Source organism: Paenibacillus rhizoplanae, assembly GCF_042684125.1.
Taxonomy (GTDB): Bacteria; Bacillota; Bacilli; order Paenibacillales; family Paenibacillaceae; genus Paenibacillus_AQ; species Paenibacillus_AQ rhizoplanae.
In genome coordinates, this window is the sequence record NZ_JBHUKY010000033.1 from 239,936 (window position 1) to 263,543 (window position 23,608).

21 protein-coding genes and 1 other RNA gene are annotated in these 23,608 nt (G+C 53.3%); 2 read left to right on the plus strand and 20 right to left on the minus strand.

Annotation, left to right across the window (positions count from 1 at the left end; translation table 11 throughout):
- Window positions 1-70 precede the first annotated feature (70 nt).
- The 3 genes from ACFSX3_RS19965 to ACFSX3_RS19975 all read right to left on the minus strand — a co-directional run bounded on the left by ACFSX3_RS19965 (window position 71) and on the right by ACFSX3_RS19975 (window position 1,370).
- Window positions 71-484, minus strand: a complete 414-nt coding sequence (locus ACFSX3_RS19965) for a hypothetical protein (RefSeq protein WP_209987907.1) — start codon at window positions 482-484, stop codon at window positions 71-73.
- A gap of 13 nt (window positions 485-497) precedes the next feature.
- Window positions 498-719, minus strand: a complete 222-nt coding sequence (locus tag ACFSX3_RS19970) for a DUF1540 domain-containing protein (RefSeq protein WP_209987904.1) — start codon at window positions 717-719, stop codon at window positions 498-500.
- Window positions 720-872: 153 nt separating this feature from the next.
- On the minus strand, window positions 873-1,370 hold the full coding sequence (locus ACFSX3_RS19975; protein WP_209987901.1) for a YpuI family protein: 498 nt from the start codon (window positions 1,368-1,370) through the stop codon (window positions 873-875).
- Between the two features lie 289 nt (window positions 1,371-1,659).
- Between ACFSX3_RS19975 and ACFSX3_RS19980 the strand changes: the two genes are divergently transcribed.
- Complete coding sequence (locus ACFSX3_RS19980) at window positions 1,660-3,528, plus strand: S8 family peptidase (protein ID WP_209987898.1); 1,869 nt, start codon at window positions 1,660-1,662, stop codon at window positions 3,526-3,528.
- A 17-nt stretch (window positions 3,529-3,545) separates the two neighbouring features.
- Here ACFSX3_RS19980 and pdxR read toward each other — a convergent pair whose 3' ends face one another.
- Window positions 3,546-4,979, minus strand: a complete 1,434-nt coding sequence (pdxR, locus tag ACFSX3_RS19985) for a MocR-like pyridoxine biosynthesis transcription factor PdxR (RefSeq protein ID WP_209987895.1) — start codon at window positions 4,977-4,979, stop codon at window positions 3,546-3,548.
- Between the two features lie 96 nt (window positions 4,980-5,075).
- On the opposite strand from pdxR, the gene ACFSX3_RS19990 reads away from it, so the two are divergent.
- Window positions 5,076-6,290 carry an aminotransferase-like domain-containing protein gene (locus tag ACFSX3_RS19990; protein ID WP_209987894.1) on the plus strand — a complete coding sequence of 405 codons (1,215 nt, stop codon included), beginning with the start codon at window positions 5,076-5,078 and terminating at the stop codon, window positions 6,288-6,290.
- 126 nt (window positions 6,291-6,416) lie between these two features.
- Here the strand turns inward: ACFSX3_RS19990 and rnpB are convergent.
- The 16 genes from rnpB to ACFSX3_RS20070 all read right to left on the minus strand — a co-directional run bounded on the left by rnpB (window position 6,417) and on the right by ACFSX3_RS20070 (window position 23,595).
- Window positions 6,417-6,834, minus strand: an RNA gene (gene rnpB / locus ACFSX3_RS19995) — RNase P RNA component class A.
- Window positions 6,835-6,912: 78 nt separating this feature from the next.
- Entirely contained in the window at window positions 6,913-8,028 is a 1,116-nt protein-coding gene (locus tag ACFSX3_RS20000) for a Nif3-like dinuclear metal center hexameric protein (RefSeq protein WP_209987891.1), read from the minus strand.
- Entirely contained in the window at window positions 8,004-8,774 is a 771-nt protein-coding gene (locus ACFSX3_RS20005; RefSeq protein ID WP_209988494.1) for a tRNA (adenine(22)-N(1))-methyltransferase, read from the minus strand. Before ACFSX3_RS20005 ends, ACFSX3_RS20000 begins: the two co-directional genes overlap by 25 nt.
- Window positions 8,775-8,779: 5 nt before the next feature.
- The gene (locus ACFSX3_RS20010; RefSeq protein ID WP_209987888.1) at window positions 8,780-9,604 is read right to left on the minus strand and encodes a hypothetical protein; all 825 of its coding nucleotides are present in this window, start codon (window positions 9,602-9,604) and stop codon (window positions 8,780-8,782) included.
- Between the two features lie 136 nt (window positions 9,605-9,740).
- Window positions 9,741-10,874: an RNA polymerase sigma factor RpoD gene (gene rpoD / locus ACFSX3_RS20015; RefSeq protein ID WP_036690273.1), complete on the minus strand. Its 1,134-nt coding sequence runs from the start codon at window positions 10,872-10,874 to the stop codon at window positions 9,741-9,743.
- A gap of 40 nt (window positions 10,875-10,914) precedes the next feature.
- A complete protein-coding gene (dnaG, locus tag ACFSX3_RS20020; RefSeq protein ID WP_379313187.1) occupies window positions 10,915-12,750 on the minus strand; it encodes a DNA primase in 1,836 nt (611 codons plus the stop codon).
- 24 nt (window positions 12,751-12,774) lie between these two features.
- Window positions 12,775-13,248 (minus strand): YaiI/YqxD family protein, encoded by a 474-nt coding sequence (locus tag ACFSX3_RS20025; protein WP_339219585.1) that lies wholly within the window; start codon window positions 13,246-13,248, stop codon window positions 12,775-12,777.
- Between the two features lie 183 nt (window positions 13,249-13,431).
- Entirely contained in the window at window positions 13,432-15,513 is a 2,082-nt protein-coding gene (gene glyS / locus ACFSX3_RS20030) for a glycine--tRNA ligase subunit beta (RefSeq protein ID WP_209987882.1), read from the minus strand.
- The gene (glyQ, locus tag ACFSX3_RS20035) at window positions 15,506-16,393 is read right to left on the minus strand and encodes a glycine--tRNA ligase subunit alpha (RefSeq protein ID WP_209987879.1); all 888 of its coding nucleotides are present in this window, start codon (window positions 16,391-16,393) and stop codon (window positions 15,506-15,508) included. The genes glyS and glyQ overlap by 8 nt, the downstream gene beginning before the upstream one ends.
- Window positions 16,394-16,840: 447 nt before the next feature.
- Window positions 16,841-17,596 (minus strand): DNA repair protein RecO, encoded by a 756-nt coding sequence (gene recO, locus ACFSX3_RS20040; RefSeq protein WP_209987877.1) that lies wholly within the window; start codon window positions 17,594-17,596, stop codon window positions 16,841-16,843.
- 36 nt (window positions 17,597-17,632) lie between these two features.
- Complete coding sequence (locus ACFSX3_RS20045; RefSeq protein ID WP_076075837.1) at window positions 17,633-17,776, minus strand: YqzL family protein; 144 nt, start codon at window positions 17,774-17,776, stop codon at window positions 17,633-17,635.
- A 111-nt stretch (window positions 17,777-17,887) separates the two neighbouring features.
- Window positions 17,888-18,778 (minus strand): GTPase Era, encoded by an 891-nt coding sequence (gene era / locus ACFSX3_RS20050; RefSeq protein ID WP_209987874.1) that lies wholly within the window; start codon window positions 18,776-18,778, stop codon window positions 17,888-17,890.
- An 862-nt stretch (window positions 18,779-19,640) separates the two neighbouring features.
- Window positions 19,641-20,060: a cytidine deaminase gene (locus tag ACFSX3_RS20055; RefSeq protein ID WP_209987871.1), complete on the minus strand. Its 420-nt coding sequence runs from the start codon at window positions 20,058-20,060 to the stop codon at window positions 19,641-19,643.
- 388 nt (window positions 20,061-20,448) lie between these two features.
- Entirely contained in the window at window positions 20,449-20,844 is a 396-nt protein-coding gene (locus ACFSX3_RS20060) for a diacylglycerol kinase family protein (RefSeq protein ID WP_209987868.1), read from the minus strand.
- A complete protein-coding gene (ybeY, locus tag ACFSX3_RS20065) occupies window positions 20,844-21,344 on the minus strand; it encodes an rRNA maturation RNase YbeY (RefSeq protein WP_209987866.1) in 501 nt (166 codons plus the stop codon). Before ybeY ends, ACFSX3_RS20060 begins: the two co-directional genes overlap by 1 nt.
- Window positions 21,316-23,595 (minus strand): HD family phosphohydrolase, encoded by a 2,280-nt coding sequence (locus tag ACFSX3_RS20070; protein ID WP_209987863.1) that lies wholly within the window; start codon window positions 23,593-23,595, stop codon window positions 21,316-21,318. Before ACFSX3_RS20070 ends, ybeY begins: the two co-directional genes overlap by 29 nt.
- Between the last annotated feature and the right edge of the window lie 13 nt (window positions 23,596-23,608).

Consider the following 23,608-nt stretch of genomic DNA (forward strand, 5'->3'; position numbering starts at 1 on the left):
ACAGACTTCAGACCTGCATAGTTAGGTCTGATAGCCTGTTTTGAAATCCGATGTGCGGGTTCAGCCTGCTCTAACGGGCAAATGGAATTAAGATAAAATAACTTAAGGTGGATACGATCCCCAGCCCCATCGACCAGGCCCCGGCTGATTTTTGTCCTCTGACATACGCATAATACCCCAAAACAGCGGCAATCGGCCCCAATATAATGGACCAGATGAATAGGGAAACTACACCGAAGCCCAGGCCGATATAGCCGACTCTCCGGTCCTCTCCCTCGCTCACGCCGCCCGTTGTCCGCTGAGCCTCGTCACTCCGTCCCACAACAGTACTCTGGAGCATCGATGGGAGCGGACTGAGCTCAGCCGCATACTCCTCATTGTGGCTTCTGTCCCGGCGGGGATAATCGACTCTGCTGCGCGGGCGCAAAATAACCTTTCTGCGGGCGGAACGGTCCACTTTGGGTTCATCTTTCGAATTATCCATAAGGGCCTCCTTCTCAGGCGTTCGGCTTGAACGTCAGACAACAGGTTGCAGATGAGGTTCCGGCATGGTCATGATGATTATTGGCCGTTAGCTCTTCTGCGTATTCCTCCATGTAACGGCTGCCTGCATGCTGATCGATCTCAATGACAATTTCCTCGGCACGGCACAGGTTCTGTTCTCCCCAAAAATGACAGTTGCTCACACTGCATTTCACAAGCGGTTTGGCGGTTGTCATAATGATCACCTCGCCATGTATTATGCCCGCTGTGAAATCGGCTATGCGGCTCAGAGCCGCTCACCTGAAAATAACAAAAAGACCGCCCCAAGCAGCCATATCGGCAGTCGGGACAGTCTTTTGCAGAAATAAGATTATAGACCGGATATTGGATTACACCTGATTCTGCATCCGCTTCTCCGTCAAATAATCATTCTCATAATAAGTCAGATCATCACGCAGTTCCTCAAAGACCTTGGTGATCTCCATAATGATGTCGCGTGCCGGACGGACAGGCTTCTTACGGAAACGGATCGCATCCTGCCCGGTATAGGCGTAACGTCCATCCTCCGAATAACTCTCATTCTTGGGATAGAAGAAGTTATTGACTCCGAGATGATATACATTATATAGCGCTTTTTGCGCGAAAGGTTCATCGAAGGTAGCGCGGCGCAGTGCAAGCCCAAGCTTCTCATTAGACATTTCCGAGAACACCAGCAGATGGCGGAGATCAGACAAGAACCCCCGATAGAAATGCAGTGTTTCTTCATCCTCTTCGGTAACAAGCTGCGGCAGTGCATGCTCATTCAGGAACAGTTCCATTTTTTCGATAACGGATTTAAGCTTCTCTCTCGTCGACTCACACAATTTCTGCACATTGGCTGCTGACATGGCGGTTGCTCCCCCTTATTGTTCCTTGCATTAGTAGTTGTTAATGACACTTGGACATTGCAGTTGGTTGTACTTCTCTCTTGATAGTATCACAAAATCTCCTAAGCCTCCACCGTACTGATCCCGGAGAAGAATCCTGCTGCTGTAAAGAACGGTACAAGCCCCGAAGGCGCTTACTTTCTGATATTAACATAAAACCAAGGACGGCGGTATCCTTTTCTGCCATGCATAAATCCGGCTCCCCCTTCTAACCCTAACCGGTATACGAAACCAAGAAGGAGCGGAAATCATGTCCCGTAAAAATTTAACCGTCGCCGGTATATTCACTGCTGCGCTGACCGTGCTGCTGCTTACCTTCGCCCTGCGGCCGGAAGCAGGCGGTACCCTCAGACAAGCATCTGTGCCTGATCCCTCTCAGGAAAAAGCGATCAAGAAAACCACCCTTGTGCAGGATGTAACGGCCACGGACAAGCTGAACCGCATCGATGTAAACAGACATCTGAGCACCCTGCTGGCCGATATGCATCACGCTTCGCCTGAAGATATCTCAGCATATGCCAATAGCCTTCAGCAAGGACACGGGCATATTACCCTGCTGATGCTGGTTGATTTCCGCACCCGCAAGACGACCACCTATAAATCTTCCCTGCCCGAAGGAACCGATCAGGAGAACAAGCAGCTGCTTCACTATTTGAATACAGCCAAATCAGCGATCAAAGGCCACCAATCCTATGAATCCCCTTCGTTCATCATCGGCGGCAAAAAGTATTATTTCGTAGCCCAGCGTAACCGGGAGGGCCAAATCGCTGTCATCGCTCTGATTAACCAGAAGATTCTGGACCGCGTTGCGCTGCATCAGCTCAAGAATCTGCGGCTTATTCCGTACCCGAAGGAAGGCAAGTACCGGATAGAATCCATCCACGCCGATACCTTGAAGGACATTACGGTCAAGACCGGACATGACAATGAGAACGCCAGCCATTACTACGAGAATGAGATTGTCGTCCGCTTCCCGAATGGGCATCCCACGGCGGCACAGCTTCAGACCATCGCCGCCGATATCCGTTGCAAGGAGCCGCGCAAGCTGGGGTATGCTTATATTTTCCGGTCAGACAAGATGAGTTACTCCCAGCTCAAGACTTACTTCGCCAAAAAGTGGCACCCGCTGTACGCAGAGCCTCACTATATGTATTTAACCAATGATGCGGTCAGCGAAAATACAGGAGCGAATGTCATTACCCCCAACGACCTGCTCTTCTCGACTTATCAGTGGAATCTGCCGGCGATTGAAACCCCGCAGGGCTGGAATCTGTCCAGGGGCAGCAAGGAGGTCATAATCGCCGTTGTAGATACCGGTGTTCAAGCGAATCACCCGGATCTGAAGGGCCAGCTGCTCAAGGGCTACAATGCGATTACCAGCGGAAGCACGCCGGATGACGATGTCGGACATGGCACTCATGTGGCCGGCATCATCGGAGCGTTAACCAATAATGAGGAAGGGGTAGCCGGTATCAGCTGGTACAACAAGATCCTTCCGGTAAAAGCACTGGATAATTCCGGGGCGGGTACCACCTATTCGGTAGCCGAAGGCATTATCTGGGCGGCAGATCAGGGGGCCAAGGTGATTAATCTCAGCCTGGGCAATTACGCCGACTCGCAGTTCCTGCATGATGCGATTAAATATGCCTATGACCGGGATGTGGTGATTGTCTCCGCCTCCGGCAATGACAATACGGAGCGGCCGGGATATCCGGCAGCCTATGAAGAAGTGATTGCAGTCGCCGCAACGAATGCGGCGGGAGAGCGTGCTTCCTTCTCCAATTACGGGGACTACATCGATGTGGCTGCACCCGGGGAGAGCATTGCCAGCACCTATCCCGATAATCAGTATGCTGCGTTATCCGGCACCTCAATGGCCAGCCCCCATGTGGCAGCACTGGCCGGACTGGTACGCTCCCTGAACCCTGCGCTGACGAACAAGGAAGTCACCGCGCTCTTGACCTCTAGTGCCATCGATCTGGGCACCACCGGCCATGATAAGTATTACGGCTGGGGCCAGGTGGATATCTACCGTACCCTGCAGGCGGCAGGAGGAGGCCAGGTTCCGCTCCAGCTGTTCCCGCAGCAGGTCGGCAAACAGCTCGATTCTATACAATAAGCTGCGCACGTTAGCTGCTAGGAGCACAAATGCCGTCCCAGCAGCAGCAGGAACTGGCGGAGTCCGCGCTCCATCCCCTCCTGCGTCAGCTGTGAATAGCATATGCGGATATGCCTGGAAGGCATATCTCCGGCATAGCAGACATCGCCCGGCAGGAAGGAGATCCCTTCCCGCTCGGCCAGAGCGTGCAGCTCCTCAATTCCGGGGGATTCCGGCAGCTGCAGCCACAGATTCAGCCCGCCCTCCGGCAACTGCCAGGTTACCCCGGCTGGAGCATACTGCTTCAGCAGTCTCGCTGCCGCCTCCTGGCGGACACGCAGCGCCCACCGCAGCTTCGCTGCATACTCGTCATACTGTCGCTCAATAAAGGGCAGCACAGCCCGCTGGGTCAGCAGCGGACTGCCCAGATCACTGGCCGACTTGGCGGCGATCAGCCGGGAGAGGATATTGCCCTCAGCGGCGACACAGGCGATCCGGCAGCCAGGTGCAAGGACTTTGCTGAAGCTCTTCATGTAGACTACATGCCCGGCGGTATCCAGCGATTTAATGGATGCCGGGGGCGGCTGATGGAAGTACAGGTCACTGAACGGATCATCCTCCACAATGAGACAGCGGTAGCTGCGGGCAAGCTCCAGCAGACGCTGTCTTCTTGGCATGCTCATTGTGACCCCGCTCGGATTCTGGAAGGTCGGATTGGTATAGATGAGCTTGGGCGGCCTCCGGTCACACATCGCTGTAAGCAGGTCCACCCGCATACCGTCCCCGTCCATCGGCACGAAGATCATCTCAGCCCCACGCCCGGCAAAAACATCAATCGCCCCCGTATAGCTGGGCGCCTCCAGATACACCGTATCCCCCGGACCGACAAAGGTCCGGGCGACCAGATCGATCCCCTGCTGGGCGCCGCTCGTGATCATCAAATCACCGGCGCCCAGTGTGATTCCCCGGCTCTGCAGGTGCCTGCGCATCACCTCACGCAGCTCCGGGTCCCCCTGAAAATTACCATAGGTAGCCATCAGCTCAGGCTGCTCATTCACAAGTACAGCCATGGTCGTGCCAATCGGTCCCAGCGGGAGCAGACTACTGTGAATGGAGGCCAGATGAAAGGGATAGTCCACCTCTGAATAATCGAAGTTACGCCATAGCTGGGCCCGCGGCAGATAATCATCATAACCGTCCTGCCACCCTGCCTCTGCGCCTTGTCTGCTCCGGTCCCGTTCTGCCACATAGCAGCCCTTACCCTGGCTGCACAGAATATGCCCGCGTGTCTCCAGGTCGGCATAAGCCTTGCTTACCGTCACCTGGCTTACCTTCAAGGAGGAAGACAGACCTCTAACGGACGGCAGCCGCGTGCCCGGCTGGAGCAGCCCCGAGGTGATCCGCTGCGCGATCGTCTCACTGATCTGCCGGGGCAGCGATTTGTCGCCGCTGCGGAGTAAATCAATATGCATGGCCCGCCTCCTCCCAACTGTTATATTTACCGCTTTACTGTTATACCGCTATACCGTTATGATACTACAAAATTCAGAATAGCAGGGAGCATGAATATGAAGATCAACTATGCGGACATGACGAACCATCTGGGGTCCTCCGCAGTCCGCGATATCCTTAAGATCACACAGGGCAAGGACATCATTTCGCTTGCCGGAGGACTGCCTGCAGAAGAGCTGTTTCCGGCAGAGGCGATCCGGGAGGCCTACAGCCGCGTACTGACTGGAGATCCTTCTGCGCTGCAATACGGACTGACAGAAGGCTATCTTCCGCTGCGTGAACAGATTGCCGCCAGACTGGGGCAACAGGGCATCCCTGTCTCCTCCGAGGAAATGATCCTCACTACCGGCTCCCAGCAGGCCATAGATCTGCTCTGTAGAATTCTGCTTGATCCGGGTGACACCGTACTTGTGGAGGCACCGACCTATCTGGCCGCCTTGCAGGTACTGGGTTCTTACCGTGCAGACATCCAGGTTGTAAAGAGCGATGAAGAAGGGCTGCTGCCGGAGCATCTCGAAGAGCAGCTTCGCGTACACCGCCCTAAGCTCCTCTATGCCGTGCCCACTTTCAATAACCCTTCTGGCGCAACCTGGAGCAAAGTACGCCGTGAACAAGTGGTGGAGCTATGCCGGAAATACGGTGTGCTGATGCTGGAGGATAATCCTTACGGAGAGATTAGATTCGATGAATCCCCGGAAGCGTATCCGCCTACCCTCGCAGCCATCGACAGGAATCTGGGCGGGGATACCTGCGTGGTCTATACAGGTACTTTCTCCAAGATCGTAGCTCCGGGACTGCGGACAGGCTGGATCATTGGCCCCGCCGGGCTGGTCAAAATGATCGCCAGAGCCAAGCAAGCCGCCGATTTGCACTCCAGCACCATCGATCAGCGCGCCCTGCATGAGCTGCTGCTCACCTTCGACCTCGAAGCCCATATCCGGCTGGTCTCCCGGGAATACAAGTCACGGATGAAGCTGCTCTCGGCAGAGCTGGCTTCGCAGAGCTGGCAGGATACATCCTTCCTGGAGCCGCGCGGCGGCATGTTCCTGTGGCTGAGCCTGCCTGCCCGGATTCATACCGCAGAGCTGCTGCCGCTGGCTGTGGAGCAAGGGGTTGCCTTCGTTCCGGGCGAAGTCTTCTATTCGGAGCAGCCCATGAAGAACACGATGCGCCTGAATTTCACTCATACCCGGCCGGAGCTGCTGCCGCTTGCAGTGCAGCGCTTGACCACCGCACTGTCCCGGTATGAGGAGCGTTTGCTGCCGCTATAATTCAGTTTGCTCTTAACCATTTGCGCATCCAAGTTCTCGCACACAAAAAGGCGGCCCCCATCAGGAGGCCGCCGTCTTATTATTCAGAAATTGTGATTACTGTAATGTCTTATTAAAGTTGTCAGTTAGGAAAGTTTGCCGTAAGCCGGGTTCTGTGCTCGTTGTGGTTCAGACGGGAACTACCCTCCCACCATAAGCGACAATCATCTATCTAGGCCATACATTACTGCACAGCTCCAGCGACCAACCTAGACACGCCTCAGGCGAAGGCTGCGGCTTCCGGTTAGGGAAGCTGCTGCGTCTCATTAGGTCTTGCTCCAGATGGGGTTTACCAGGAACGAAGTCACCAGCGTTCCTCGGGGTCTCTTACACCTCGGTTCCATCCTTGCCTGTGCCGCCCGAAAGCAGCCATCGGCGGTCCATTTCTGTGGCACTATCCTTCAGCTCGCGCCGACTGGACGTTATCCAGCACCCTGCCTTGTGGAGCCCGGACTTTCCTCCCGCATGCGCTCTCACGCATACCGGCGATTGTCTGTCAAACTTTCCGAAACAACATTGTATATTATACAGATATGCATAAGCCCGCACAAGTGTAAATAATTACAGCCTCCATGAAATACAGTTACATGAAATGAAAAGGCTCGGTATTCAGCGCAGAAGCATGTACCCCTGTGCCATACTTATGCTCCGTCAGCTTGCCGGCCAGAAACTCCGCTACCTTCACCTTCATGATCTTCTCCGCATTATGGCCCGGATCGATCAGGGCGATTCCCGCGAGGTGCGCATCCTGTGCGGTATGGTAATCGATATCTCCGGTCACCAGCACATCCGCTCCCTTGAAGATAGCGCTACTGTAGTACTTGGCACCGGACCCGCCCATGACTGCTGCCTTGCGGATTGGACGGTCCAGATCTCCAACTACCCGCACGCTCTCCACATCCAGCCCGCGTTTGACCGTATCGATGAACTCACCAAGCGTCGCCTGCTCCTTCAGCTTCCCCACTCTTCCAAGTCCAAGGCTGCGGCCTTTGAGGTCCATGGAATACAGATCATAAGCCACCTCTTCATACGGATGAGCCTTCAGCATGGCCTGTACCACCTTGTTACGGATCGTATGCGGCACAATCGTCTCGATACGGACCTCTTCAGCCCGCTCCAGCTTGCCAGGCGTGCCGAGATACGGGTCCGTGCCCTCCTGGGGAATGAAGGTGCCATAGCCTTCGATATTGAAGCTGCAATGGCTGTAATTGCCGATCCAGCCTGCCCCGGCGTTCAGGATGGCATCCAGCACCTTCTGGTGATGATCCTTCGGCACGAATACAACCAGCTTGGACAGCTGCTCGGTATGAATATCCTTGATCGGTGCACCGTTCTCAATGCCCAATGCATCGGCCATCCAGTCGTTCATTCCGCCTTCGGCCACATCCAGATTCGTATGGCTGATGTACACGGCAATATCGTTTTTGATCAGCTTCTCATATAAGCGTCCCGCCGGGGTATCCGTCAGAATCCCTTTGATCGGCCGGAAAATCACCGCATGGTGGGCAATAATCAGATTACAGCCCTTGGCAATCGCTTCGTCCACAATGCTCTCATTGACATCCAGCGCCACCAGCACCCCGGTGATCTCCTTCTGGAGACTGCCGACCTGAAGCCCGACATTATCCCATTCCTCAGCCAGATGCTTTGGGGCAAGCTGCTCCATATATCCAATTACGGTCTGTCCTTTGGCAAACATTCCAGCACCTCCGCAATCCGTTTAATCTGAAGCTTGATTCTGCTGCGCTTCTCCTCAGCCGCCTCCAGCTCCGAACGTGCTAGCGAGGCCAGAATGCTCTCCAGCTTGGAGATTTCACCCTGCCATTTGGCGGCGAACACTTCATTCGGCGCTTGCAGGAGCAGCGGGCCCATCTCCAGCAGCAGCGCCTGATCAAGGGCAACATTGCCTCCGGCAAGTAGGCGCTCGCTGTACAGCTCTTCATTCGTCCCCGCCGCTTCAGCGCCCTCAGGGACAGCGGTCAGGATCTCATAGATTTTGCCGTCTTCCTCCAAAATATGCTCCGAGACCAGCACCCAGCCGCTCCGCAGCAGCCAGCGGCGCAGATTATCCTCGCCTACATTGGGCTGTAGCGCGAGCGTCTTCACTCCGGCCAGCTTGCCGAGCTTCTGCCCGCGTTCCAGAATGGCCGCGATCAGCGAGCCGCCCATGCCAGCAATGGTAATGCAGTCCGCTTCCCCCGGCTCCAGCACCTCCAGCCCGTCTCCGCGCCGTACAGCGATCTTTGCACCAAGTCCTGCTTCCGCAACACCACGAAGCGCCGCGTCATAGGGTCCCGGATTTACTTCTCCGGCAATAGCCGAAGGCACACGGCCGCTCTTCACAGCGGCAACAGGCAGCAGGGCATGATCTGAGCCGATATCGGCAAGTCTGCTGCCTGAGGGTACCTGCTCCAGCAGCAGCTGAAGCCGGTCTGATAATTTTATGTTGTTCATGAGGCCACCCACGTTATCCATTTTTTTCTGAAGAGGAACAGCAGCGCAAGGCCCACTGCAATCTTCAGTATTAATACAAGCGAGGTCCATTCCGGGAATCCCGCTCTGAGCCATAGCGCATCCACCTCCGGCATCAGCCAGAGGGCAACGCCCGCCCCCAGGTACACCCCTGAGACCCCGCTAACCTTGTGATACATCAACCAGCTCATCCAGATCATAAGCACACACAGCGGAAGCCAGAGCAGCTCCAGCTCCAGCAGAGAGGCGTCCGGCCGGACATGCCCGAAGAATCCCGCATAGAGCAGAGCCCAGAAGGCATATCCGCAGAAATGAAGCAGTCCGATGCGCAGAAAAAAACCAAGCACACACCACAGCAGCCCGCAGGCCGCAATCAGCAGCGGTATCCAAAAATCGGCATCCAGCTTATGCAGCTCAATCAGCCACAGTCCGAATCCCAGCGTTAAAATGCTGCCAACTCCCGCCAGCATCAGGCTGATCATCTTGTTGCGGTTCAGGTAAATCGCCGAATACCCATAACAAATAATTAGGACACTGAGCGCTGTAGCAAGTTGCAAAGGCCAGGGAAAAACGCTAAAATAAAGACTAATCAAGAAAATCAAGGAAATAATTCCAAAACCAAACAGCCAAATTTTGATGCTTCCCTGCTGGAGATTCCGTAAGGATACCGGGTTGCTGTCTTCCACTTCTGCCTGATCATCATACAGGTTGGTCAGAAAGTCACAGTATTGCTCAGGCAGAAGCTTGCTTCTTCTCCAATATTGAATTTCTCTTAATATAGTATCACGTTTCTCCAGGTTCAACCGGCATCCCTCTTTCCAGAACTTGCCTTCACTCTATTTCAAGCGCCCGCACACAGCGGGGCTTCAGCATTGATGCTCCCTTAACAACAGAAGAGGACCTCCTGCCACCGTGCAGCAGAAGGTCCGGTTGTAAGGTCTATTCGAGGAAATCCTTCAGCCGCTTGCTCCGGCTAGGGTGACGCAGCTTGCGAAGCGCTTTGGCTTCGATCTGGCGAATCCGCTCGCGGGTTACGCCGAACACCTTGCCCACTTCCTCAAGGGTTCTCGTCCGTCCGTCATCCAGTCCGAAACGCAGGCGAAGCACATTCTCTTCACGCTCAGTCAGCGTGTCCAGCACATCCTCCAGCTGTTCCTTCAGCAGCTCATACGCTGCTGCATCCGCAGGCGCCAGCGCCTCCTGATCCTCAATGAAATCTCCCAGATGCGAATCATCTTCCTCACCGATCGGTGTCTCCAGCGATACCGGCTCCTGGGCAATCTTCATGATCTCTCTAACCTTCTCAACTGTAAGCTCCATCTCGGCTGCAATCTCTTCCGGCGACGGCTCGCGTCCCAGCTCCTGCAGCAATTGACGGGAGACCCGGATTAGCTTGTTGATGGTTTCGACCATATGCACCGGAATACGGATCGTCCGCGCCTGATCGGCAATCGCACGCGTGATCGCCTGACGAATCCACCAGGTCGCATAGGTACTGAATTTGAAGCCTTTGTTATGGTCAAACTTCTCAACTGCCTTGATCAGACCCATGTTGCCTTCCTGAATCAGATCCAGGAACAGCATGCCGCGTCCGACATAACGCTTGGCGATACTGACCACGAGCCGCAGGTTCGCTTCCGCCAGTCTCCGCTTCGCTTCCTCATCACCATTCTTGATCCGCATCGCCAGTTCGACTTCATCGTCAGCCGATAACAGCGGCACACGGCCGATTTCCTTCAGATACATCCGGACAGGGTCGTTGATCTTGATACCCGGAGGCAGTGACAGATCATCATCGAAGCTGAAGTCGTCTCCCTCTTTGTCCTCATTATCCTCGCTTGGACGGAGGCTGTTCACCTCTTCATCGTTCTCATTGACAACCTCGATCCCCAGATCGCTCAGCTGTTCGTAGAATTCCTCCATCTGCTCGGGATCTTGATCGAATGGCGACAATTTCTCCATGATATCTTTGTAATTAAGTGATGATCTTTTCTTCCCGTGATCAATAAGCTGGTCCTTAACCTGATCCAGAGTAAATTCCGCTTCCAGTTCAGTGTGCTGATCGTTCGCCATAATTCGACTCCCTCCTCCCTAGGTACATCCTGTCAACATTTCATTGTCTCTCTAGGGCTAAAATTTCACTTGCTATTTGTGCTGCACGCAAAAAGTCACCGGATTTCTCCGCCTGAATCATCTCTTCACGCTTGGGTTCAATTTTGCGCTGCAGAGGATACTTCCGCACTTCACGAATACAATCGTCCAGAACCTGCGTACTCCAGTCCGGAGGGGTGTCCATCATGGAGATCGCCGTTGCGGTCTTCTCCAGACGGTCATCCTGAAGCGATGATAGAAACCGGCTGATGCCGGGTGGTTTGCCTTGCGCATAGTAAGCATATAGATAAGCGGCTATTGCCGCATGATCATCAATATTGAACTCTTCCCCGAGCCGTTCACCCACATAGGTCGCCGCTTCCGGGTCTTGAATCATTAATGATAACAGACGCCGTTCCGCAACATGGTAAGCAGGCAGCAATGTAGGTGTCTGCACTTGCCCTTTTTTATGCCTACCATTATTCCACCTGTTATCGTTATTATCCCCTTCGGGGTTGTTTTTTTGCATCGAGGCCCGAAGTAAATTGCAATCCTGCTTCAGACTGTCGTAAGACAGCTCAAGCTCGGAGGCGATTTCCCGCAGGTACACCTCCCGCTCCGTTGAAGAAGGGAGCCCTGCGATAATCTCCAGAGCCTCCTTGACATAGGCAATTTTGCCGTCTTCCTCTAGGAGTATATGGTTTTTTTTCAGATATATAAGCTTAAATTTGATGGATGACACAGCAGAGTCAATCACTTGTTCCCTGAATCTGTCCCCGCCATGCCGGGTGATGAATTCATCCGGGTCCAGGCCGCTGGGAAGCAGGGCTACCTTGACCCGCAGACCGCTGGCTTCCAGGATAGGAATGGCCTTAAGGGCCGCAGCTTGTCCCGCCTTATCTCCATCATAGGAGAGAACAATCTCATCTCCCAGGCTTTTCATCAGCGCCACATGGCCCTCCGTGAGCGATGTGCCCATGGTCGCTACCCCGTTATGCACACCTGCATCCCAAGCCGAAATGACATCACCGTATCCCTCGAACAGGACGATTTGCCGCGTTTTGCGGATGGATGCTTTGGACTGGTGCAGATTGTACAGAATCCGGCTCTTGTTGAATAACCGGCTCTCCGGGGAATTCAGATATTTCGGCTGCCCTTCACCAAATATTCTCCCGGCAAAAGCAATGGTCTTGCCCATGCGGTTAGCAATCGGAAAAATGACCCGGCCGCGGAAGCGGTCCAGATATCCTTTGCCTTCCCCCCGGGCAGACAGGAGTCCGCCCTTCTCCATCTCGGCGAGATCAAAGCCCCGTTTTTCGAGAAACTGCAGCAGTGTATCCCAGCGGTCCGGCGCATAGCCAATCTGGAACTGGTCAATCATTTTATCGCTGAAACCACGGTTTCTTAAATACTCCATAGCGGCAGTGCCGTATTCCGTGTTCTTCAGCAGATAATGATAATACTTCGCGGATAAATCATACGCCTGAATCAGCCGGTCCCGCTCTGGATCGGGGGCAGCCAGCGCCCCGCCTCTTCCCTCAGGAACAGGGATATCACTCTCTTCCGCCATGATTCTGACTGCTTCGGGGAAGGATAATCCTTCGATTTCCATCCTGAATTTGATGGCATTTCCGCCCATACCGCAGCCAAAGCAATGAAAGACTCCCCGGTCAGGGGTGACAGTGAAGGAAGGTGACTTCTCCGAATGGAACGGGCAGAGGCCCCATAAATATTTACCCTGCTTGGACAGATGGACAACCTTACTGACTGTATCGACAATATCATGCCGAGCCAGCACGTTCTCGATAACCTCTTCGGGAATAGGACCATGTCCGCTAGCCACTTCAACCACCTTCATCTCTTAACAGTTAAATATAATTCGCTATAGCTGGACATTCTCCTGCAAAATTGTTAAAAGTTTTGTCAGTTTATGTTGAAAAAGATTTTTTTCCTCTGCAGTAATCGCTTTGGGACCCTTGGAATAGTGGCCCCGTCTGCGTTCTACCGCCTTGGCATGCCTGCTCTCCAGCATAAAATCCATGGTAGAATTCTCATATTCCTGGCCCCGGTTCGAAAGTGCCCTGCAGCGTTTGCCCAGCGCCAGCGCCGCCAGTCCATAATCCTGCGTAATTACGACATCTCCCGCAGAAATATGATTGGCGATATAGAGGTCGGCACTGTCTGCCCCGCGGTCCACCTGAACCACCGTAACGCCTTCTTCCGCCCGCAGCACATGATCATAGGAAGAGACCATCAGCACCGGAAGCCCGAAGCTGCGTGCCACGGTAATAATCTCCTGCTTAACCGGACAGGCATCCCCGTCCACAACAATCTTCCTTAGCGGGGAAGTTCCCAAGCTTAGCCTCACCAAATTCCTGTGTAATATATATTACGCTCCATACCGTCAAAAATCCTTCTTTCGTAAAGCATAAATACGGAACGAATGTCAACTACGCATTGGCACCGTTCCGTATATTTATACCCTAAACCCTCGATCTATACCATAAAACCGCAAACATTACTTAAAAAGCTGCCTAAATTACCACACCAGCTTGCCAAAATCAGCAAACAGCCTGGAGTCTGTATGAATGCCGGCCAGCAGCGCCAGACGGTTCGAGCGGACGGCTTCATCTTCGGCCATAACCATAACCGAATCGAAGAATCCGGTAACGGCTGCTTCAAGTCCCGACAGAATCTGCAGGGCTTCAGCGGCATGTCTGGAAGCAAGGGCTGTGCGGTAAGGCTCATGAATATTCTGCCAAGTCGCGTACAGCTTCTGTTCCGCTTCTTCCTTAAGCAGGGCTGGGTCGATGACTGCTCCTTCCGGAGCTTTGGCGGCCAGATTGCTGACACGGGTCAGCGAATCCATGGTGATTTTGAAATCAGCCACATCGGTTACAGCATTCATCAAGGCAAGACTTCTGCTTACTACATCAACGATATCATCGAATCCTGCCGCAAGCGCTGCATCCACAACATCATAGCGGACATTGTTGTCGGCTAACAGGCGTTTGACACGCAGACCGAAGAACTCATACAGGGTTATACGCAGTTCAGGGGTGAAATGTTTCTCTGTACGGGAACTTTCATGGACTTCCAGTGCCGCTGCAAAAATCTCCTCCAGACTGAGGCTCAGCTGATGCTCCAGCACGATCTGGACAATACCTGCCGCCTGACGGCGCAGGGCATACGGGTCCTGGGAGCCTGTTGGAATGATCCCAATGGAGAAGCAGCCGATAATCGTATCGATTTTATCAGCAAGGCTGACTACAAGACCTGCCTGTGTAGAAGGAACTGCATCTCCGGCGAAGCGCGGCTGATAGTGCTCGAAGACCGCTTTGGACACCTGCTCTGCTTCCCCGGCCTTGCGGGCATAATCCTCACCCATCGTGCCCTGTAGCTCAGGGAACTCACCCACCATCTGGGTCACCAGATCGAATTTGCAAATATCCGCCGTACGGCTGACTTCCGCAGCAGCCTCTGAAGACAGCTCAAGCTTCACAGCCAAGCGGTCAGCGATGGCACGGATGCGGCGCACTTTGTCACCTACACTGCCCAGCTCTTCATGGTAGACGATATTCTCCAGCTTGGCCAGAGCATCGTTAATTTGCAGCTTCTGGTCTTCTTCATAAAAGAATTTGGCATCCGACAAGCGGGCGCGCAGCACCTTCTCGTTCCCCTTGGCGATGACGTCCAGCGATACCGCATTCCCGTTACGTACCGTTACGAAGAACGGCAACAGCTTGCCGTCTTCACCAAACACCGGGAAGTAACGCTGATGCTCGCGCATAGAGGTGATCAGCACCTCTTGAGGAATATTCAGAAAGGCCGGATCAAAGGTACCAAACAGCACAGTCGGTGTCTCTACCAGGAACAGGACTTCTTCCAGCAGATCCTCTTTGATGGCAATCTTCCAGCCCTTCTCTTCCGCAAGCTTGTGGATTCCGCTTAGAATCAGCTCTTCGCGCTCCTTCACATCCACCAGCACATGCTGGCTGCGCATAGCTTCGACGTATGCAGCAGGCTCTTCTATTACGGCTTCTTCACCGAGGAAACGGTGGCCGCGGCTCACATTGCCCGCCTTGACTCCGGTAATCGTAAGGTCAATGATCTCTTGGGCGAAGAGGGCCACCATCCAGCGGATCGGACGGACAAATTTGAAATCATAAGCACCCCAGCGCATATTTTTCGGGAAAGTCATGGCACTTACAATGCCTGACAGGCCTTCAGAGAGCAATGAAGCTGTTTCGATACCGGTGCTACTCTTGGTCACATAGATATATTCCACGCCAGCGAGTTCCTTGAACGTGAACTGCTCCGGTGAAGCGCCCTGACTGCGGGCAAACCCTAGTGCAGCCTTGCTCCATTCGCCGCTGGCATCCAGTGCGATTTTGCGTGACGGGCCTTTGACCTCTTCGCTAACATCCTCCTGCCGTTCAGCAGCATCCTTCACCAGTACAGCAAGGCGGCGCGGTGTTGCATAGGCACTAACGCCCTGATGACTGATGCGTGAGGCCTCCAGCCATTTCGCCGTTCTGTCCTTCAATTGCTCCATCGCCGCGCGGATAAAGCGTGCAGGGATTTCCTCCAGACCGATCTCGAACAGAATATCCTTAGACATGGTCAGCACCTTCTTTCTTCAACAGCGGGAAGCCCAGCTTCTCGCGTTCCTCCAGATATGTCGCCGCTACGGTGCGGGCCAAATTGCGTACTCTCGTAATGAAGCCTGTGCGTTCCGTTACGCTGATTGCGCCGCGCGCATCCAGCAGGTTGAAGGTATGCGAGCATTTCAGCACGTAATCATACGCCGGGAAAACCAAATGGTTCTCCATCGCTCTGCGGGCTTCCTCTTCGTAGGTGTTGAACAGGGTGAACAGCATTTTGACATCCGAGACTTCAAAGGTGTAGGTGGAATGCTCAACCTCCGGCTGATGGAACACATCTCCGTACGTCATACCTTCTACCCATTCCAGGTCAAAGACATTTTCCTTATCCTGAATATAGGAGGCCAAACGCTCCATCCCGTAAGTAATCTCCACCGCTACCGGACTTGCTTCAATTCCGCCAACCTGCTGGAAATAGGTAAATTGCGTGATTTCCATACCGTCCAGCCAGACTTCCCAGCCGAGACCCGCACAGCCCAGGGACGGATTCTCCCAGTTGTCTTCGACAAACCGCACATCATGCAGCAAGGGATCTACGCCAAGTGCCTTCAGGCTGTCCAGGTACAGCTCCTGAATATTGTCCGGGGACGGCTTAATGATAACCTGGAACTGGTGATGCTGATACAGGCGGTTCGGGTTCTCCCCGTAACGGCCGTCGGACGGACGGCGTGAAGGCTCTACATAAGCAACCTTCCACGGCTCAGGACCTAGGGAACGCAAAAAAGTCATAGGGTTCATCGTACCCGCCCCTTTTTCCGTATCATACGGCTGGACGAGAATACAGTTCTGGGCGGCCCAGAATTGCTGCAGGGTCAGAATCATCTGTTGAAAGTTCATAACTACCGGCTCCTTCGCTTGTCAAGTGTGGTACTGCCTCTTGCTTATGACTGGCTCTTGCTGCTGCGCGATGGAGGCGGCACCAGCTTCTATGTACCTGCGGTGTGTGATGGAAAAAGGGTCTCCAACACAGCCACAAGCCAAAAAGCTCCCGCCCCCATGCCTGATGAACAGACATAGGGACGAGAGCTCAAATATGTTCTCCCGCGGTTCCACCCTACTTGATTACGCAAAAATCACGAAATCCACTTTTGATGCTGCCGCTTCCGTACTCCCGGGTGCCCTGTTCATGAACGTCGTCCCGCCAGGCTTCCACTACCCCCGGCTCGCTGCTGCGACAATACCGCCCACTACTTCCCCGATCCACGCACTCTCTCCAGTTCTGGAGCAAACACGGCAATCATATAAAAGAAACTGAACTTATAGTAACGGATAATTCGTGTTTCGTCAAATATTGTATTTATCAAGCTGGTCCAGGAAGCTCTGCGACTTCAGTCTGAGCCCGAGCTGCATATCCATGAATCCCCGCATGACGATCTTCAGCTCCGCACGGGTCTCAGGCTTCACATCGACATTCCCCAGCCTGGTCAGATCAAGTGCCGCGAAGATCCTCAGCAGCTTCAAGGCACGTGGGGAAATCTCCATGGCCGGAGGATCGTTATGCCGGCAGCTGCGGCAGAGCACTCCCCCCAGGCGGGAACTAATTCTTAGCTCTTCATCCGGCTTGTCCTTGCCGCAGACAATACAAGAATCAAGCTGAGGGCCGTAACCGGCGGCTTGCAGCACTTTCATTTCAAATACATTATTGATAATACCGGGCTCTTTGTCTTCCTCCAGTGCATTCAGGCAGGCGGTCAGCTGGCGGTACCAGAAGCTGCCTGTCTCTTCATCATGCAGTACTCGGTCGAGCAGCTCACAGGCATAAGATGCATAGGCTGCCTTGACCAGATCCTCCCGCAGCGGATGATGGGACTTCGTGATCTCTCCGGCATTCAGTGTTCCCAGTCCGCCATTGTTGCGGAAGAACACGAATTCGCCTGATGTGAACAGCTGGATCAGGGCAGCATGACGGCTTTTGACCTTCTTGGCGCCCCGCACCAGAACCCCTACTTTACCGGCGTTCTCGGTGCAAAGCGTAATAATGGCGTTCCCTTCACCGTAGTCCATGCTGCGGATGACGATCCCTTCCACCCTGTATAGCATGCCTCTTCCCCCAACCACTCGGCAAGCAACCAGTCCTTATTGCGCTTCTTCATCGATAGCCATCTCTTCCTCCGCCGGCAGCGGTCCGCTGCCCTCGGGCGAATCCCCAGCTTCCCTGTACAGCAAATACGCATCGAGATCTCCAGTCATTGCAAAATACTTCCACGAAAAATTCCGCATTCGTATTCATCCTTTCTTCGGAAACACGATGTCTCTTCAGACTTAGGATGTGCGATGCCCCAGGATCTATCCGTGTAATTCCTGCCAACAAAGAAGCAGCGGGAGAGGTGATCAGTCTTTGTGGAAGCCCAAATCACGCAGTACGCGGTCCTGGTTACGCCAGTCTTTTTTCACCTTCACCCATAATTCCAGGAAAATCTTCGAGCCCAGCAGGTTCTCAATATCCGTCCGCGCCCGGCGTCCGACTTCCTTCAGCAGAGCCCCCTGCTTGCCGATAATGATACCCTTCTGGGAATCGCGCTCGACAAAAATAACCGCCGAAATATGCACAACCCCATTCGGTTCCACGTTCATATCCTCAATCGCCACTGCGATGGAATGCGGCACCTCTTCACGGGTCAGATGCAGAATCTTCTCACGGATCAGCTCCGCGCAGACGAACTGCTCAGGGTGATCGGTAATCTGGTCGTCCGGGTAATACTGCGGGCCTTCCGGCAGGTATTTCTGGACTTGCTCCAGCAGCGTGTTGACGTTATTGCCCAGCTTGGCAGAAATTGGTACGATTTCGGCGAACGAATGCAGCTTGTTATATTCCGTAATCATTGGCAGCAGCACTTCAGGCTCGATCTTGTCAATCTTGTTCATGACCAGAATTACCGGTGTCTTAATCGCGCCCAGCTGTTCCGCGATATAGCGGTCGCCGCCGCCCATACCCTCAGAGGCATCCACGAGGAACAATACCGCTTCCACTTCATGCAGCGTGCTCATCGCCGTCTGATTCATGTAATCGCCCAGCTTGGATTGTCTTTTATGAATACCCGGGGTGTCCAGGAATACGATCTGTGAGTTATTCGCCGTATATACCCCGTGAATTTTGTTGCGGGTGGTCTGCGGCTTGTCCGACATAATGGCGATCTTCTGGCCGATTACCTGGTTCATGAGTGTTGATTTACCTACGTTTGGTCTGCCGATAATGGCGACAAACCCTGATTTGAATTTCATATGATCTTCCTTCCTAATGGGTCTAACAACTTGGTCAAAAGATTTTCGATCCCCCTAAATCCCCCTTCGCCAAGGGGGACCCCAAGGGCCCCGGCCCTCTGGACACCCGGAACTGGGCGTCGGCACAGCGGTTGGCGCGGTAAGAGACTTTGGAGCATGATCGCTTTTCGTTCCCTGCGGGAACACGCTTGACTGCGGCGCGGTTGACTGGCGGTGACCAACGTTTGGCGTGAGACAGGAACTCTGGAGCAGGAACGCTTTTCGTTCCCTGCGGGAACACGCTTGACTGCGGCGCACAAAAAGAAACTGGGTACTTTAACAACTAACTAATGTCTTAATTGTATTTTGTACACTTATTCTGCTCCAAAACAGAGGTTATTAGAGTATAGTTGCAATTCATACATCTATTTTCCTCATCAAAGTCACTTTCGGCGATATCCGAAGAATATAGTTGTACAATTTACACTTAAATCAACTTTTGGCGGGAATAGTGGAAAGTTAGTTGTACAATATACAGTTAACTCCAGAGCAGGAGCGCTTTTCGTTCCCTGCGGGAACACGCTTGACTGCGGCGCGGTTGATTGGTTAAATACAAGGCGCAGACCCATGTGCTTCCCGCACGCACACGCTTAATTGTATTTTGTGCAGCAGAATAGGTATATTCATGCCCCATTATTAGATCTATTGTATTTCATACAGTTGATCTACGGCAAACAGGCCATAAACAGGTTAATTTCCATTTTCAATTGCACGAAATACAACAGAACCTTGTTTTGGACCAATTTTGGCACATTCTATTGTACGTTATACAGTAGAGTTCCCAACAGCAATATGTTGCAGTCCTCAAACCAACCTCCTGCGCTTACTCTGGGGCCTGTCCCTGTGTGAGATCCGCCGGGCCGAAGGCGCCGGGGAGCAGATCACGCACGGTAGTCTCTACAATATCGCCCTTCAGGTTGCCGAGAATGACCGGCATATCGGGGCCGCACAGCTCGACCATCACCTGACGGCAGACGCCGCAAGGCGATACGGGGCCGTCCGTGTCGGCTACGACTGCGATGGCTTTGAAGGTACCTGGCTTATGCCCGTCCGCAATGGCGCGGAACATGGCCGTCCGCTCCCCGCAGTTGGTGGGACCGTAAGCGGCATTCTCGATGTTGCAGCCGTGGTGGACCTTGCCGTCCTGATCCAGCAGCGCAGCACCTACCCCAAAGCGGGAATATGGTATATATGCATTGGCTCTTGCCTTGATCGCTTCCTGAAGAAGTAGCGCAGAATCCATAGTTGTCCTCCTAAAAGTTTTGTAAGCATACGCTTCTTCGATTAGTCTTCGTACAAAACTCTCTTCGTAAACATAACAAACTTAACCCGGTTTTGTCGTTCTATATTTAAGAAGCACTAAAGAAAATAACAAAAAGCAAAAGAAGCGGAGGGGAAATTTGGAACTGTAGGAGCGGTAGCGACCGCCTTTGTCACCGGATTTCAACCGCGAACAGCGGAATAAATCAAGAAATCTGGGGACAACAGCGGCCGGAAGTCCAAATGTTCACCGCAGTGACGATGAAGCTTCAAGTTTAAATCTTAAGTGCGTCTTATAGTCTTATATAATTAAAGATGACGGAGCGCGCAAAGCGGGTCCGCCTCTTACACCAGCTGAAGTTGTAAACTGATTATGACATAACACCTGTGATCCAGTCCATCACGGGATGATAAAAAACATAGATTCCGGCAATCACGGCAAACACCGCCGTAAGCAGCACGGCTCCTGCGGCGGTATCTTTGGCCTTCTTGGCCAAGGGATGAATCTCAGGCGAAACCAGATCAATCGTCGCTTCAATCGCCGTGTTCAGCAGCTCGGCTGTCAGCACCAGCGTAATGGCGAGCAGCAGCAGCATCCAGCTTGACAGAGGAAGCCTGAACACAGCGGCGGCGGCCACCACCAGAACAGCAAGGCCGCTGTGCACCTTCATGTTCAACTCGGATTTGAATGCTGCTGCAATGCCGTGCGCTGCGAAGCGAAAGGAATGCCAGAATTTTTTGTGGCCCACCGCCGTATTCTTGACCATTAGCGTATCAACCCGACCTGAGCCAGAACCTTCTCCTGCTTGGACATCATTTCGGCCTCAGCCTCCGGCTCCTGATGATCATAGCCCAGCAAATGCAGGAACCCGTGGACAAACAGGAAGCCCAGCTCCCGCTCCAGCGAATGACCGTATTCCACAGCCTGCTCCTGTGCACGGGTGACCGAAATGATGATATCCCCAAGCACATTCGGCACTTCTTCCAGCTCTTCGTCTTCATCCGCTAAGTCATATATAATCTCCAGCTCGTCTTCTCCGGCTTCATTCATTGCGAAGGAGAGCACATCTGTCGGGCGGTCAATGCCGCGGTACTCCAAATTCAGCTCATGAATGCGTTCGTTATTGACGAAGGTCAGATCCACTTCCCCCGTGTCAATCCCTTCCGCTTCCCCTGCTGTCTGCAGAATCCGCTCCAGCAGTTCGATCAGATCGCCGTTAATTTCATGTTCATCCTGTTCATTGTTCCAAACGACGCTCAGACTCATTTTTGATGGCCCCTTCCTCTTTTTTGGGCTTGCGCACATCCTCGGGGTATTCAATCCGGGAATGGAATATGCCCATTACAGTCTCTTTCAGTGTCCGCGAAATAATATCCAGCTCCTTGATGGTCAGATCGCATTCATCGAACTGATGGTCATCCAGCCGGCTTTTGATAATTTTCTCAATCATGGTCTCCACCTGCACCACGGTTGGCTTGCGGAGCGAACGGACGGCGGCCTCCACACTGTCGGCGATCCCGACGACTGCAGATTCCTTCGACTGCGCCTTCGGGCCGGGATAACGGAAATCCTCCTCCGTGAAGTCCGGCTCCACCCCTTTTTCCTCTGCAAGCTTCAATGCCTTATGATAAAAATAATGCAGGAACGTCGTGCCATGATGCTGCTCCGCAATATCGCGGATCGGCTTCGGCAGCTTGTATTCCTTCTGCATCTCCACCCCGTCCCGGGCGTGGGCCACAATGATCGATTTGCTCAGCTTCGGCTCAATCGAATCATGCGGATTTTCCATATTGTTCTGGTTCTCAATGAAATAAAACGGCCGCTTCGTCTTGCCGATGTCATGATAATACGAGCCGACCCGGCACAGCAGGCCGTCCGCACCAATCGCTTCAGCCGCAGCCTCGGACAGATTGCCTACCATCACGCTATGGTGATAGGTTCCCGGCGTCTCTATGAGCAGCTTACGCAGCAGCGGGTGGTTCGGGTTAGACAGCTCTACGAGCTTCAGTGCCGACAGAATGCCAAACGTTACCTCGAAGAACGGCATCAGGCCAATGACCAGCACTGCAGTAAGCAGCCCCCCGGCGAAAGAGAAGCCCAGGGCATATAACGTATTCGTCTCGTTCCATACGCCTCCGCTCAGCATGGTCAATATGGCTACTGTCAGGCAGCCGAGCAGGGACACCATAATTCCGCCCTTCAGCAGTGTTGAGCGCTGTCCGGCACGGTGCGTTGAGAAGATGGCAACATAACTCACGATTAAGGCAAAAAATCCGAAGGTGAAATCAAATATAGTATTCTGCTGGACATTCAACAATATGCTGGCCAGGACACTGAACAGAATGGAACAGAAATAGGCTAAGGTCATGTCCAGCAGCATGGAGATCAGCATCGCGCCGAGGGCCACAGGTGCCAGGTAGCCTATATAAGTCCGCACATCTGTCTGCAGGAAGGCCGTCAGCTTCATCATAACGATGGTAATGATAAAGACCAGCACCAGCATTAACAGCTGAGAGTTATTGTATTTGAAGCCTGAGGCTCCGCCATTATAGCGGATGAAGGTCATCAGGCCAAAGGACAGCAGCGCAGAGAGCAGCAGCAGGCCGAGCTGCGGCCAGTAGTTAATCTCTTTGCTGAGCAGGCCGTTCTCATCCAGCAGCTTATACAGCTCAGGAGTAATCTCCTGATTCTTGGCGACCAGCACATCCCCCTGCTCAATGAATACATCCGGCGTATTCTGACGGGCCTGCACCTTCGCTTCCTTGGTCGCATCCTCGTCATAGAATTTGTTGGCCGTAATGACCAGACGCACCAGCTCCTGCACCACCTCACGGGCGGTACGCTGACCCAGAGAACTGACGCTGACCTGCTCGGCCACTTTGGCGCGCGCGGCCTGGGCGTCGGTAATCTGGTCATTCATCAGCTTGATGACAATATCCCGGGCCACCGGCTTCATTTCAATGATATCCTGGGAGGTCAGGCGCGGGATCTTGATGTAGGTCTCTTCCGGGACGACGTAGGCCTGATCCTTGATGACGGACTGCATTTCATTTAGCAGATGCTCAGAATACGTCCCGGCCTTTTGGCTGGCGGCCACAAAATTAAGAATAAAATCATTTGCACGCTCTGGAATTACTTCACGGTAGATCTCCGTCTTTTCGCTTTGTGAGATCGTATCATCCTGATTCAACCGGTCTATTCTATCGAGCAGCATGGTTACAAGATTCTCAGTCCGCATTGGGATAATTGCATAACGGTTGGTCACATTCTCTGCTGCGGTCTCCTGGGCCTTCAGCTTAGCGTTGGTGTCCGGGATTTGCTTGGGGGCTGTGATTTCCTTGGCACTGCGGGTTCCCTCTTTGATATCATACCTTTTGGGCAGCAGATCAGAGGACAGGCTGAGGTAGAAAACAACCGCGAGTAACAGGAAAAGAGCATAGCGCGAGACCGCGCTATACTTCCATCCGCTGGTGCTATATACAAATCCGCTTAATTTCGATGGTTGCTTTGAGGCCATGAAGACAATCCCC